Source organism: Arsukibacterium sp. UBA3155, assembly GCA_002364615.1.
GTDB lineage: Bacteria > Pseudomonadota > Gammaproteobacteria > Enterobacterales > Alteromonadaceae > Alishewanella.
Map to the genome: position 1 here is coordinate 240,843 of DEYP01000028.1, position 12,964 is coordinate 253,806.

The following is a 12,964-nucleotide window of genomic DNA, read 5'->3' on the forward strand; positions in this document are numbered from 1 at the left end:
TGACCGGTTTTTTTCGTTACAATAGCCACATTACTTACTTTTGAGACAGCCACTGTGGTTAATGCTCCCCAATTTAGCTGGCGTTTTTTACTTCCTCAATACTGGCTGTTATGGCTGGGTGTTGCCCTGATGTGGCTGATAAGCTGGTTGCCCTATCGGCTGTTAATGCTAATGGGCAGTGGTGTCGGCGCCTTGCTATATAAACTTATGGGCTCGAGGCGTAAAGTCGCCGCCCGTAATATTGCCTTATGTTTTCCTGACATGCCCCCAACTGAGCAACACAAATTACTTAAAGCAAACTTTGCCGAATCGGGTAAAGCCCTGTTTGAAACGATTATTGGCTGGTGGTGGCCCAACTGGCGGGTGCGAAAACTGGCCCACTTTTCAGGTTACGAACATATTGAAGCCGCGCTGGCTCAGGGAAAAGGTGTGCTGCTGCTGGCAGGGCATTTTTTACATCTGGAAGCCGCATGTCGGGTGTTTGGCTTAACTCACCCCAGCGTGGGTTTTTACCGGCCACACAATAACCCACTGATGGACTACCTGCAGTATCATGGTCGCAGCCGTGCGAACAAATACATGATTGGCAAACGCGATGTGAAAGGGCTTATTCAGGCGCTTAATCAGCGGGAAGTCTGCTTTTACCTGCCGGATCAGGACTACGGCCGCAACCGCGCTGAATTTGTGCCTTTTTTCGCTGTGCCGCAAACCGCCACCACTACCGGCACATTACTGTTTGCCAATGCCGCCAATTGTGTGGTTATCCCGGTCTATACTTACCGTTTACCCGGGTATCAGGGCTATCAGGTTGACGTGCTACCGGCCTATACGGCTTTCCCCAGCGGCGACGATAAAACGGACGTCACACGAGTTAATCAGTGGGTAGAGCAAGCCGTATTAAAGCACCCTGAACAGTACATGTGGTTGCACCGCCGCTTTAAAACCCGGCCGCAATCCGACGATCCATCACTTTACAAAACGGAAACAACAGCCGGCGCTGTTAGGGGGCAATAAACATGGGGTATTGGGTTCGCACCATATTTATCCTGGCGTTACTGGTTATCGGTGGTTATTTTTTACTGACAAAATCAGAGCTGATTTTTGAGAAAGAAACCATGAACAAGGCAGCCCGTGGTTTCAGCGAGTTTTACAGTAAAATTCGCGGTAATCATGCGGGTAATAATGAACAAAGCGACTTTCATATTTCACTACCCGATACCAGCGGTCAGTTAAGCCGCAATCTGGCACAACGTGGCCGCGAAGTGCTGCCAGCTGAGGCCAACTGGCAAGGTCTGGTAACTGATCGCCGTTTTCGTGCCGGAGAAACCTTAAAAACCACCCTCAGTAATTATGCGCAGCGTGAAGGCATTACCCTCTTCTGGACTTTGCCGCGGGATTACGTGGTAAAACAATATTTTCAAACTGACACCACCTTGCTAGGCACGGTATATAGCATCGGCAAGGCAATAGCCCCTGACTTTGCCGAGCCGGTGCTCACTTATTTTTGCCCTAACGAACGCGCTGTAGTGATTACCAGCCGGCTTACGCCTTATCTGAAAGATCATTGCAAGCCCATCAATGCGGGCTAAGCGCACCACGATGCCAGACTGAACCTGGCACGACGGTTACGGAAATAGTATCTGCCACACCTGATGCACAGCACTTCTGGCGTCTGCCAGCCGGCTTTCGGTTGGCACCCGGGCAGGCGCCAGAGTAAGCCGGTGACCCCAGCCGCGTAATAACTGATAGGCCTGTTGCAGCGCCGTAACCTGTTCCGCTGACAACAAACCGGCTTCACCAGCGGCATCCAGGATCCTGATATTATCACTGTATCGATACAGCGCCGGATAAGAGTGGCCATGCGCCAGAACCAGGTACTGGCTGATAAATTCCAGATCAACAATGCCACCGGCACTGTATTTTACATCATCGTCGGCACTGCCATGATGCGTACGTAACTTTTGTCGCATCGCTGTCACATCGTTGCGCAGCTGAAGAGGGTCGCGCTGTTGCTGAATAATGTCTGCCCGTATTTTCCAGAAACAGCTCATCATCCGCTCAGAGCCGATAATTAAACGGGTTCTGACCAGCGCCTGATGTTCCCAGGTCCAGGCTTCCTGCTGTAAATATTGAAAATACGTATCAATATGGATCGCCAGCAAGCCAGAGTTGCCCGAGGGCCTGAGCCTGGTATCAATTTCGTATAATACGCCACTGTTGGTGCGGGTGGTTGCCAGATGCAATACCCTTTGTGCTAGTTTCAGGTAAAACTGACGCGAATCTATCGGCTTATCACCACTGGTGCTGTCCAGGCTGTCACACTGATGCAAAAATACCAGATCCAGATCGGAACCATAGCCAAGCTCAAGCCCACCCATTTTGCCATATGCCACCACCGCAAAACCGCGGTCAGCATCAGTGGCACCCACTGGCAAGCCGTAACGCGCTGTCATTTGTTGCCAGGCCAGCGCAACCACCTGTTCCATCACCACTTCGGCTAACCAGGTTAAGTGATCGCTTACCTGCATTAAGGGCAAGGCACCACTAATATCTGCCGCAGCAATGCGCAATTGCTGCGCCTGCTTATACTGGCGTAATATTTCCATTAGCAGCTCTAAGTCGTCTTCCGGTACCCGCAATAAATACTGGCGCAACCTATCCTGATAATCCGCTTTGTCAGCCACCCGGTATAACTGCTCCGGATCAATCAGCTCATCGAGCAGCATCGGGTAACGTGCCAGTTGCTCAGCCAACCAGCCACTTTGAGTACATAATTTGACCAGCTGTTGCAGCGCTGGCGGATTCTCATACAAGAGTTCAAGATAGGCCGTGCGGGTCATAATTTGCCTAAACACCCCAAGCACCCGGCCAAGCACCAAAGTGTCAGCCTGCTCTGTCTGAATTAGGTGCAATAAAATAGGCACTAATTTACTGAGGAATTCATGGCCACGTGGGCCAACGCTTCGTTTCTGACAATCCTGCCGAAAGGCCTGTAAATCCGTGACAAGCGCTATCGCAGAAGCCGTATCCAACCACTCCAGTTGCTCCGCCAAATCAGCCGCGGCCAGCTGGCTGCCCCATAACAAGCGCCCCACGCCAAGCTCTTCCTGCTCCGGACTGTCTTCATGATCAATCACCAGCTTAAACTGCTGATGCACCCGGGCCATGGTATCCACAATCTGCTGATGCAAGGCTGGCCAGTCTGCTATATTCAGTGTCGCCAGCAGCTGAGCCCGGCCGCTGGGATCGGCTGGCAACGTTTGGGTTTGCTTATCGTCTATGCCTTGCAGCGCCTGCTCAACCTTGCGCAGGAATAAGTAATCGGACTTTAATTCTGCTGCCTGATCCGGCGTTAACATCTCGTGCTCAACCAGCCCTTGCAAGGCTTTTAGCAAGCTTTGTTGCTGCAGCTGTGGGATGCGGCCACCACGGATTAACTGTAACGTCTGAACCACAAACTCCACTTCACGGATACCGCCGGCACCGAGCTTAATATTATCTACCCGATTACGGCGCCGGTTTTCCTGCTCAATCAGTTGCTTCATTCGCCTTAGCGATTCAATTGCTGAAAAATCAATATATCGGCGGTAAATAAAGGGTTTCAGCAGTTGCTGTAATTCGGCCGCATGCTGCTGATCGGGGTTTAACACCCGGGCTTTGAGCAACGCATAACGCTCCCAGTCGCGGCCCTGCTCCTGATAATAGTCTTCTAATGCCGCAAAACTCAGCACCAAAGGACCACTGTCACCAAAGGGCCGCAAGCGCATATCGACCCGATAGACAAAACCATCAGCGGTGGCCTGATGTAACGCCGCAATCAGTTTCTGACCCACTTTGGTAAAAAACTGCTGATGCTCAAGCGCGCGGCGGCCACCACGCGTTTCACCATGGCCGGGGTAGGTAAATATAAGATCGATATCTGACGAAAAGTTAAGCTCTGCTCCACCCAGTTTGCCCATGCCTAATATCAGCATCGGCATCGGCTTGTCATGCGCATCATAGGGGGTGCCATTTTGCTGTTGCTGCAGTTGATAGGCCCAATGATAGGCGCTATTAATTAAACAATCTGCCAGCGCCGATACCCGCGCCAGCCCCTGTTCCGTCGTTTGCAGCTGATAAATATCGGCCGTTAGCAACAATGCCAGTGCCCGGTTGCGGTAGCGTCTTAATTTACTGAAGATGGCCACCTCGTCAGTCAGTTCAATACGACTAAGAGGATCGTGACAGGGTTGGCTGATGGCTTGCACCACGGCGTCTTTATCCAGCACCAGCTGCAGTAACTCTGGCTGCTGGCAAAGGGTACGGCCTAAAAACAGGCTGGCTTTTAGCAGGGCTGTAAGTTGTTGCTGGCTACCCGGGGCCAGCTCTGTGCCTTGCAGTTGTGCAAACGCTTCCTGCCAGTAATCGTTGGTCTGAGTCATAACGGCTGCACACGCGTTGTGTCTAATGCCGGCGCTGCCACAGGAGGTAATAACAGAACTGCCAGCGACAGCAGCAAGCGGTTATAAGCACTGTGGTCAAATACCAGTACACCTTGCTGTAATTGCACTGCCAGTTGCCGCGCCTGTTCGCTGTAGCTGTCATATTGTAATACGGCAAGTTCAGCACTGATCGCCAGCAAAAAATCAGCGGCTTGCGCTAACAGGCCAGACTGGGCTGGCGGCACTGGCGGATAATTCACTGCCGAATTCGGCAGTTGCTGATGTGGTGTGCTTCGGTAAAACAGCGCTTCAGTGCATTGTAATGCTTTCAGATTGGCAATTAAGCCCTGCTCAGAAGCATTTGGTGCGCCAAGCTGTTGTTTATCAGCTAATAAATAGCCTCTTGCCGCTTTGCTAAGCCAGCCTGTGCGCAGGGGCAACTGCTCAATAACATGCTCGGCCAGGGTAAAGAGCGGATTAACACTGCCACTTAGCAGCTCAAGTTCCAGCTCGGCAATCGGTTCTGACTTATTGCCGGCAATCACCTCTCCGCTATCGTAAACCACATCAATTAAGGTACCATCCGTGGTTAACTGCCAGCTTTGGCGGGTAAAGTCGGTGCGAAAAATCTCGGTAAGTTGTTGTTGCAGTAGGTTCAGATCGGTATTCTCAGGCCAGATTTCTGCCGGGAACGCGGTAAGGTCGGGCACAATACCAGTGGCAGGCCTATTAAATTCCGGCCTGGCTTGCAATGCACCATGTTGCTGCCCGGCCAGTTTAATCGTTTGTTCAAAACGGCCGTTTTTCTGCCGGGTGCGCAGGCCCATATCGTGACGGCGAAACCAATTGTCCGGCGTATCAAAATAAGCATTCAGTAATGTTGCCGGGCCATGGTCGGTCAGCATGCCGAAAGAGGCCAGCAAGGTTGGTAGCTTTTGGCTCTCGGCTACCGCCAGTGAAAACTTTAATTCCAGCTCGATACTCATGTCAGGCAATCCTCTGTTATCAGGCCGCGGCTTGTCCAGCCAACTTTTACACTTGTCAATTTGCTGACAACTCCCTATCATCCGGGTATCGTGTTAAGTCCAGCTCAAGCGTCATCATTGCTTAGAATAGATTAGGATACCTATGTTTAGATTATTTCGCAGCTCTGTTTCCCGGATATTTTTCCTGTCAATTTTCCTGACAGCGTTCAGTCTGCCTGTTGCATCTCAGCAAGAAAGCGCTGAAAAAGCAGCGTTTATCAGCGATGCGTTGTTTGTATATCTGCACTCTGGTCCGGGCAATCAATACCGGATCGTCGGCACGATCAACGCCGGCCAGCCGGTAACGTTTATTAGTGAAGACGCCGACAGCGGCTATGCGCAAATACGCTATGAAGACAATAAAACCGGCTGGTTACCTAAAGAATATGTTAGTTATACCCCGGGGTTGGTAACACAGTTAGAGACGCTGACCGAGAGTTTTAACAGTCAGCGCGACCAGGTCCAGCAATTAGAGCAGGAGCGCAATGAGTTAAGCAGCCAGCTTAATAGCGCGATTGTTGAACGGGAGAAAGCACTGGAGCAGTTAGCTCAGGGTAACCGCTCGTATGAGCAACTTAAGGCACAGCTGGAGGCGACTCAGACCAGTATCTGGCAAAACCCGATGGTGATTGGTTCGGCGATTTTATTAATTGGCCTCATTTTCGGTTTAGTACTTCCTGCGCTGTGGCCGAAACGGCGCGACAGCGAGCGCTGGATGTAAACCAGTTCATTAGCCGAGGCTGTCGTTCGCTTTTAGCGGCAGCCCGGTATCCCGTTTAACCTGCTCAATTACCACATAGGTATGGTTTTTCACCACCCCCGGTAAATCAACAATTTGTTCCAGAATAATCCGGTACGCATCCATATTAGGCAGCCTTAATTTCAGTAAATAATCAAAACCGCCCGCTACCATATGGCATTCCACCACATGCGGTACTTTCAGCACTTCATCTTTAAAGCGATCAAATACGGCGCTGGTGGTGTTATCCAGCGTGATCTCAATAAACACAGTGGTGCCAAAGCCAAGCATTGCTGCATTTAACCGCGCTCCGTAGCCCTCTATGTAGCCACTTTTTTCCAGCCTTTTTACCCGGTCGATACAGGGACTGGCACTCAAATTCACTTTTTTTGCCAAATCAACATTGGCAATCCGTCCTTCTTTTTGCAACGTATCCAGAATATTAAGATCAATCCGATCCAGATTTTTCGGTTTCAACGGTAAGCTCATGATAGCTAATGCCAGACTCGGTAACAGGATAGTCTGATTATATACTGATAATACTGAAAAATAACCAGCTCCAGCTCGACCGGGGCGGTAACAAACAAAAACAACAAAAGTGTCAGTATTTGCTATGCTTGAATGAAATAAATTATAAAGCGCGTATTCTGGCGATTTTACCGCAGGACAGATACACTTAGTCGACTGGTTAACGTCGGGTTAAGTCGTCAGGCATATACTCTTACCTCGTTATTTTGGCATTACGTTTAAACTGGCAATTGGATGGCATATCAGAAAATACCGGTCACCGAGTTACAACCCGGCAGCTACGTTGTTGAAGTAGTTGAACAACGCGGTGATATTAGCGTTAAGCATGCTGGCTGGGTCCGCAGTGTGCAAGCCATTGCCCAATTGCAGGCCAAAGGGGTACTGACTGTTCTGGTTGACCCCAGCCGCTTTTTAGAGGCTGAAAAACCTGCCGCTTCATCCGAAAAAACCCCAGCGGATATTGCCGAGCCTGATGCCCCGCCGGTACGTCATTTATTTGCTGACGAATGGCCGCGAGCTGAAAAAGCCCTGATGCAAAGTCAGCGGGTGCAACAACTGGTGCTCGATGCCACCCGCAACCAGCAACCTATCGACTTATCGCTGGTACACGAAGTTAGCGCCGGTTTATCTGACTCAGTCAGTCGCAATCAGGATGTGTTGCTTTGTTTAACGCGGATTGCCGAACAAAGCGATAGCTTGTTACAGCACAGCGTTAACTGCGCGGTTTATATTGCAGCCTATGCGAAATTTATCAATCTGCCGAGCGATCGCAGTAAAACGTTAATAACGGCGGCGCTGCTGCATGATGTTGGTAAGGCGCTGAAGCCAGAGTTAATACATCAACCCGACTCTGCCGCTATTGGCACCAGCCTGGCGGCGCTGCAACGTAACAAAGATTTAGCTGGGCAGGTATCGCTGTGGATCAGTCAGCACTGTGCACTACTTGATGGCAGCGGTTCTCCCTCCATCAAAGGTAACCAAATCGCCAAAGGCAGTCAGATGCTGGCAATTGTGAATCAGTATGAGAAGCTAACCAACCCGGCCAACAGTAACCAGAGTCCGTTAGCCGCATCCCGTTATTTACTAAGCCTGACCCCATTGCAGCTGGATACCGAGCTGTTGCAGCTGTTTATCAAATGCATTGGCGTATACCCACCGGGCACAGTGGTGAAACTGACCACTGGTAAGTTAGCCTTGGTACTGGAAAATAATCCGAAAAAACCGACTCAGCCCAAAGTTAAATTGTTCTATCACAGCGTTCATCAACACCACATTATTCCAAAAGTCATGGATTTGTCGCGTCAGCAGGAAGAACATATTGAAGGCTGTGTCGATTTAAAAAAATACGGCCTGGATGTGCGAAATTACTTGTAACGAAACGGTTTTCAACACATTAAATACGATGAGTATTGCAGAATCAGTCAGTTAAAATAACTAAACTAAAATCAGTTAAAATCAGTTAAAATCAGTTAGCGCGGGCATACTGAATAACTCATTGCCCATTTCCAGCAACACAAACTGCGGTGTAATTTCTTTTAAGCGGATATCGGCCGTTACCCATTGCCCTTCCTGCAAACTCTTGCCATTCACTTTCACCCAGCGCTGCGAGCTCTGTGTGGCATAAACATGGGCTTCAAAGCGCAGTGGCGGAATTTGCCGCTGTAATTGCGCAGCCAGCTCATTGATATCTTTAGCAGGCGCAGCAGAACCGCGCTGCGCTGCGCGGGGCTGTCGGGATACGCCCTCACTGGCCGCCATGGCTGAGGCAAAACGCTGGCGCAGTTCATCCGATACTTCAACTTCGGACAGTACTGCTGATGGATCGGTAGCACTGCCTGATTGCTCAGCCGGGCGAACTGTTGGTTCGGCTGCTGCGCTTGGCGCAGTGACACTGCCAACACGCCGCTCCGGCTCAAACTGCTGTTGCTCAGACTGCTGCCCGGGCTGTTGTTCAGACGAAACGGCTGCCGCCTCCTTGTTAGCAAGCTCAGGTGCGTTGTTTATCAGTGCCGCCACAATACTGGCACTACTGGCAAGTTCAGGTTCAACCTGCTGGACTACCGCAGCGCTGGCTGTTGGCTCTGTATGGTTTGCCTTTTGCCACCAACTGGCCAGCGTAAAGCCCAGCGCCAATGCCAGCAAAAACCCCAATATTAACGCCAGGTTCCGCCAGCCGTTCGCAGCCTGAGGCCTGACGAGAGGTGAAGGCGCCGGCGCGACTTGTTGCTTCAGGGCATCCATTAAAATTGACAACATTAACCTCGCAGTATAGGCATTAGCACCATTGCTAATAAAAACCCGACAACTATACCAGTGGCGGTCAATAACGGCCACAACCAGCCTGGCAATGTCTGGCTGGGCCTGACAACGGCGTGTTGCTGGTTTGGCGGCAGCACTTCAGTTGCCGCCAGCTGTACCTGTGCCAGCTCTACCGTGGCTTGCTGCTGACTATATGCCGCCAGCATAGCCCGATCGGCCAGTAAATTAAGCAATCGTGGAATACCACCACTGTGCTGATAAAGCGCAGTAATCGCTTTGCTACTAAATACCGGCCGGCTGCAACCCGCTACGTGCAGCCGGTATTTTAAATAGTGCTCAACGTCCGTTACAGCCAACGGTAACAAGTGATAGCGGGCAGTAATGCGCTGCGCTAACTGACGTAAGTCATTGCGCTGCAGTAACTGCTGCAATTCAGGCTGCCCAATTAAAATAACCTGCAGCAATTTTTTGGTATTGGTTTCCAGGTTGGTCAACAAACGCAGCTGCTCCAGCACCGCTGGCTGTAAATGCTGTGCTTCGTCTATTATCAGAATAGTTTTTTTACCTGCCTGATGATTTTTCTGCAGGCGCTGGGTAATTTTATCGCCCAACAGTTTTAAACTGGCATCCGCTTTTTTATAGCGAATTTTCAGCTCATCACAAATTGCAGCCAGCAGTTCCAATGCAGATAACGTAGGATTTAAAATAAAGGCAACATCGGTATTGCTATCCAGTTCCTGTAACAGGGTGCGAGAGACGGTAGTTTTCCCGGTACCCACTTCACCGGTTAACAGCACAAAACCGCCAGCATCGCCCAGACCATAGCGTAAATGCGCTAATGCCTCAGTATGACGCGCGCCCAGATACATAAAATCCGGGTTAGGGGCAATTGAAAAGGGCGGACTGGTTAAACCGAAAAAACCGGTATACATCAAAGCATCCTGCGTTAATAGCGCTGCAAATTAGACTGACGGCGCTATAATGGCAAAAAATAAGCAATCAGGAAAGCATGTGCAAAGATATCTTGTAGGTGGTGCAGTACGTGATGAGCTGCTGGGCTATCCCTTTCATGAACATGATTGGGTGGTCGTGGGCGCCACGCCTGAGCAAATGCTGGGGGCAGGCTACCAACAGGTCGGCAAAGATTTCCCGGTGTTTCTGCATCCACAAACCAAGGAAGAGCACGCGCTGGCACGGACCGAGCGTAAAAATGGTAAGGGTTACACCGGCTTTAGCGTTTATGCTGCGCCCGACGTTACCCTGGAGCAGGACTTACAACGGCGTGATTTAACCATCAATGCGATTGCCAGAGACGACAACGGCAATTATATCGACCCATTTAACGGCCGGGCTGACATTGAGCAGAGAGTTTTGCGCCATGTCTCAGCAGCATTTGCTGAAGACCCACTGCGCGTGCTGCGGGTTGCCCGTTTTTATGCCCGCTACGCCCACCTGGGCTTTAGGGTAGCCGATGACACCATGGCGTTAATGCGCCAGCTAAGCCATAGTGGTGAGTTACAAACCTTAAGCCCGGAGCGGGTGTGGCAGGAAACCGCTAAAGCATTAAACAGCCAAAGCCCGGCCGCTTATTTTCAGCTGCTTTATCATTGCGGTGCGCTGCAGGCGTTAATGCCTGAATTGGCAGCGTTATGGGGAGTGCCGCAGCCAGAAAAGTGGCATCCGGAAATTGATACTGGTGTTCACACCCTGCTGGTGCTTGGCCAGGCCGCAACGATGTCTGATCGGCTGGATATCCGTTTTGCCTCCCTGGTGCATGACTTAGGCAAAGGCGTCACCAAAGCCGAGCTGTTGCCGTCCCACCATGGTCACGAGTACACCGGCCTGAAGTTAATTGAGCAGCTGTGTCAGCGATTGCGAGTGCCAAATGATTGTCGTGAGCTGGCACTGCTGGTCTGTGAATACCATCAGCTGGTACATAAAGCCCGCGAATTAAAGTCGGCCACAATACTCAAGCTGTTTAATGGTATTGATTTGTGGCGTAAACCACAGCGTCTGGATGACATTTTATGCTGTTGTCAGGCTGATTTGCGCGGTCGCACAGGGTTTGAGCAGGCTGACTACCCGCAGGCCCGTTATTTACAACACCTGGCCCATGCCGCTAAGGCGGTGAATGTGCGCGATATTGTCGCCACGGGTATTCAGGGTGCAGCCATTGGTGATGCGTTACAACGCGCCCGCTTAGCGGCGATCAGCACAGCAAAGCGGGCCTGGCAGGACAATTAGCTTTTTTCTCAAAGACTAAGTGCCTCAGGCGGCAAACCACCCGAGGAAAATAATCAGCCCTACTCCTAATAACAGCCGGTAAATCACAAAGGGCAGCATGCCCATCCGGCTGATAACTTTCAGGAAAAAGTGAATACAAATTATCGCGCTGATAAACGCCAGGCCCATTCCCAGCAATATCGCGTTTAAGTCAAATCGCGTTGGTTCGGCCAATAATTTACTGGCCTGATATCCGCCGCTTAACATAATAATCGGAATAGATAATAAAAAAGAGAACCGCGCCGCGCTGACTTTATCTAAACCCAGTAGCATCGCCGCAGTCATGGTAATGCCAGAACGCGACGTACCCGGGATCAATGAGATAGCCTGAGCAACACCAATAAATAACGCCTGCCCCCAGGTAAGCTGCTCCATACTTTGTTGCTGTTTCGCCGTAGCATCAGCCCACCACAATGCCAGACCAAAGATAATGGTGGTGCTGGCGAGTACCCAGGGTGAACGTAAGTAGGTTTCTATGTAATCTGCCGCTAATAAACCCGCCAGTCCGGCGGGAATGGTTGCCAGAATAACCCACCACGCCAATTTACTATCGGTACTGTGGCGACCGCCAAGGCTTTGCACCCAGCCTACGGTTAAGCGGCCTATGTCCTGCCTGAAATACAGGATGACCGCCAGCAACGTGCCGACATGCACCGCGACATCAAAAGCGATACCCTGATCTCGCCAGCCCAGAATAGCCGACGGCAAAATAAGGTGCGCTGATGATGAAATAGGTAAAAACTCAGTAAAGCCCTGCAGAATAGCTAAAATAATAACTTCTACCGTACTCAATTACACTCACTCCAATTAAACGGCACTGGCCAGATTTGTTGTTTGTTTTTAGGATAATCCTGCCACAGTCTGGCATAGCTTAACCCGCTTTGCGGATGGATGTCGTCCGGTGCTAACTCCGCCATTGGCCATAGCACAAAAGCATTTTCAGTAATTTCACCCCGAGGCAGAACAACCGGTTGCTGGCAAATCGTGTGATCGTAAGTCAGTAAATCTAAATCCAGGGTGCGACCACAAAATTTTTCAGCTCCGCGGATCCGGCCATGGCTATCTTCAATTTGTTTAAGTACCAATACACAATCGGCAATACTTAATGCGGTATCGGTAGCGGCGACCAGATTGTAAAACGGATCGCCGTTAAAGCCGACCGCTTCGCTTTCATACACTCTGGATAATTGCACCTGACCAAAATACTGCTGCAAGGACAATACGCCGGCCCGAACATAGTGCTCGCGGTCTGTGTTGCTGCCAATACTGATAAAAATACGAGCCATCAGGCTTGCTCCCGTGCCGTCATTGACGACTCCCTGACCGCTGCGGCTGTGCGAACAATATGCACACCGACCGTTTGCGCCTGAGCCACCGCACCTGGCTTGCTGACAGTCACTTCTACTTTGCTGGTGGCAAATTCCGTCAGTAACATGCTGGCCACCCGTTCTGCTACGGTTTCAATCAGCTCTATCGGCTGGGCGGTGATCAGCGTCGTCACTTTTTCAGCAATAACGGCATAATCGAGGGTCAGGCTGATATCGTCGGTCGCGGCGGCCGTGCGCTGGTCAGCTGTCAGGGTTAAATCAAGCAACAACCGCTGCTGAATGGATTTCTCCCAGTCGTAAACTCCGATAACGGTATCGACTTGTAGCTGTTTTATAAAAACTATGTCCATTCAGTTAAATCCGGATTGCGTTATTTTTCGT

Annotated in this window: 13 protein-coding genes; 5 read left to right on the forward strand and 8 right to left on the reverse strand. The window is 50.7% G+C overall.

Annotated elements, in window-relative coordinates; translation table 11 throughout:
* Positions 1-54: 54 nt before the first annotated feature.
* Together lpxL and B2X65_RS16285 are read left to right on the forward strand one after the other, a co-directional pair.
* On the forward strand, positions 55-1,014 hold the full coding sequence (lpxL, locus tag B2X65_RS16280) for an LpxL/LpxP family Kdo(2)-lipid IV(A) lauroyl/palmitoleoyl acyltransferase (RefSeq protein WP_290614408.1): 960 nt from the start codon (positions 55-57) through the stop codon (positions 1,012-1,014).
* A 2-nt stretch (positions 1,015-1,016) separates the two neighbouring features.
* Positions 1,017-1,589, forward strand: a complete 573-nt coding sequence (locus B2X65_RS16285) for a TcpQ domain-containing protein (RefSeq protein WP_290614410.1) — start codon at positions 1,017-1,019, stop codon at positions 1,587-1,589.
* Between the two features lie 36 nt (positions 1,590-1,625).
* On the opposite strand, the gene glnE is transcribed toward B2X65_RS16285, so the two are convergent.
* Entirely contained in the window at positions 1,626-4,421 is a 2,796-nt protein-coding gene (gene glnE, locus B2X65_RS16290; protein ID WP_290614412.1) for a bifunctional [glutamate--ammonia ligase]-adenylyl-L-tyrosine phosphorylase/[glutamate--ammonia-ligase] adenylyltransferase, read from the reverse strand.
* A complete protein-coding gene (locus B2X65_RS16295) occupies positions 4,418-5,407 on the reverse strand; it encodes an inorganic triphosphatase (RefSeq protein ID WP_290614414.1) in 990 nt (329 codons plus the stop codon). The genes glnE and B2X65_RS16295 overlap by 4 nt, the downstream gene beginning before the upstream one ends.
* 142 nt (positions 5,408-5,549) lie before the next feature.
* Between B2X65_RS16295 and B2X65_RS16300 the strand changes: the two genes are divergently transcribed.
* Positions 5,550-6,167 carry a TIGR04211 family SH3 domain-containing protein gene (locus B2X65_RS16300; RefSeq protein ID WP_290614416.1) on the forward strand — a complete coding sequence of 206 codons (618 nt, stop codon included), beginning with the start codon at positions 5,550-5,552 and terminating at the stop codon, positions 6,165-6,167.
* 9 nt (positions 6,168-6,176) lie between these two features.
* Here the strand turns inward: B2X65_RS16300 and B2X65_RS16305 are convergent, their stop codons facing one another.
* Positions 6,177-6,674: an Lrp/AsnC ligand binding domain-containing protein gene (locus B2X65_RS16305; RefSeq protein WP_290614419.1), complete on the reverse strand. Its 498-nt coding sequence runs from the start codon at positions 6,672-6,674 to the stop codon at positions 6,177-6,179.
* A gap of 273 nt (positions 6,675-6,947) precedes the next feature.
* On the opposite strand from B2X65_RS16305, the gene B2X65_RS16310 reads away from it, so the two are divergent.
* Complete coding sequence (locus B2X65_RS16310) at positions 6,948-8,087, forward strand: HD-GYP domain-containing protein (RefSeq protein ID WP_290614421.1); 1,140 nt, start codon at positions 6,948-6,950, stop codon at positions 8,085-8,087.
* A gap of 81 nt (positions 8,088-8,168) precedes the next feature.
* Here the strand turns inward: B2X65_RS16310 and B2X65_RS16315 are convergent, their stop codons facing one another.
* Together B2X65_RS16315 and B2X65_RS16320 are read right to left on the reverse strand one after the other, a co-directional pair.
* A complete protein-coding gene (locus B2X65_RS16315) occupies positions 8,169-8,969 on the reverse strand; it encodes a general secretion pathway protein GspB (protein WP_290614422.1) in 801 nt (266 codons plus the stop codon).
* Complete coding sequence (locus B2X65_RS16320; protein WP_290614423.1) at positions 8,969-9,904, reverse strand: ExeA family protein; 936 nt, start codon at positions 9,902-9,904, stop codon at positions 8,969-8,971. The genes B2X65_RS16315 and B2X65_RS16320 overlap by 1 nt, the downstream gene beginning before the upstream one ends.
* 79 nt (positions 9,905-9,983) lie before the next feature.
* Between B2X65_RS16320 and B2X65_RS16325 the strand changes: the two genes are divergently transcribed.
* Positions 9,984-11,216 (forward strand): multifunctional CCA addition/repair protein, encoded by a 1,233-nt coding sequence (locus B2X65_RS16325; protein WP_290614424.1) that lies wholly within the window; start codon positions 9,984-9,986, stop codon positions 11,214-11,216.
* Between the two features lie 24 nt (positions 11,217-11,240).
* Here the strand turns inward: B2X65_RS16325 and B2X65_RS16330 are convergent, their stop codons facing one another.
* From B2X65_RS16330 to folB, 3 genes are read right to left on the reverse strand one after another with little or no spacing between them, the layout of a single operon-like run.
* Positions 11,241-12,047, reverse strand: coding sequence for an undecaprenyl-diphosphate phosphatase (locus B2X65_RS16330; protein ID WP_290614425.1), 807 nt, complete (start codon positions 12,045-12,047; stop codon positions 11,241-11,243).
* A complete protein-coding gene (folK, locus tag B2X65_RS16335; protein ID WP_290614427.1) occupies positions 12,044-12,541 on the reverse strand; it encodes a 2-amino-4-hydroxy-6-hydroxymethyldihydropteridine diphosphokinase in 498 nt (165 codons plus the stop codon). The genes B2X65_RS16330 and folK overlap by 4 nt, the downstream gene beginning before the upstream one ends.
* Positions 12,541-12,933 (reverse strand): dihydroneopterin aldolase, encoded by a 393-nt coding sequence (gene folB, locus B2X65_RS16340; protein WP_290614429.1) that lies wholly within the window; start codon positions 12,931-12,933, stop codon positions 12,541-12,543. The genes folK and folB overlap by 1 nt, the downstream gene beginning before the upstream one ends.
* Positions 12,934-12,964 lie beyond the last annotated feature (31 nt).

What these genes read in the sequence shown, in the direction of transcription:
- folK (WP_290614427.1), bottom strand. Translation starts at nt 12,541, where the DNA reads ATGGCTCGTATTTTTATCAGTATTGGCAGCAACACAGACCGCGAGCAC.
- B2X65_RS16310 (WP_290614421.1), top strand. Translation starts at nt 6,948, where the DNA reads ATGGCATATCAGAAAATACCGGTCACCGAGTTACAACCCGGCAGCTAC.
- B2X65_RS16315 (WP_290614422.1), bottom strand. Translation starts at nt 8,969, where the DNA reads ATGTTGTCAATTTTAATGGATGCCCTGAAGCAACAAGTCGCGCCGGCG.
- glnE (WP_290614412.1), bottom strand. Translation starts at nt 4,421, where the DNA reads ATGACTCAGACCAACGATTACTGGCAGGAAGCGTTTGCACAACTGCAA.
- B2X65_RS16320 (WP_290614423.1), bottom strand. Translation starts at nt 9,904, where the DNA reads ATGTATACCGGTTTTTTCGGTTTAACCAGTCCGCCCTTTTCAATTGCC.
- B2X65_RS16285 (WP_290614410.1), top strand. Translation starts at nt 1,017, where the DNA reads ATGGGGTATTGGGTTCGCACCATATTTATCCTGGCGTTACTGGTTATC.
- B2X65_RS16295 (WP_290614414.1), bottom strand. Translation starts at nt 5,407, where the DNA reads ATGAGTATCGAGCTGGAATTAAAGTTTTCACTGGCGGTAGCCGAGAGC.
- folB (WP_290614429.1), bottom strand. Translation starts at nt 12,933, where the DNA reads ATGGACATAGTTTTTATAAAACAGCTACAAGTCGATACCGTTATCGGA.
- B2X65_RS16300 (WP_290614416.1), top strand. Translation starts at nt 5,550, where the DNA reads ATGTTTAGATTATTTCGCAGCTCTGTTTCCCGGATATTTTTCCTGTCA.
- B2X65_RS16305 (WP_290614419.1), bottom strand. Translation starts at nt 6,674, where the DNA reads ATGAGCTTACCGTTGAAACCGAAAAATCTGGATCGGATTGATCTTAAT.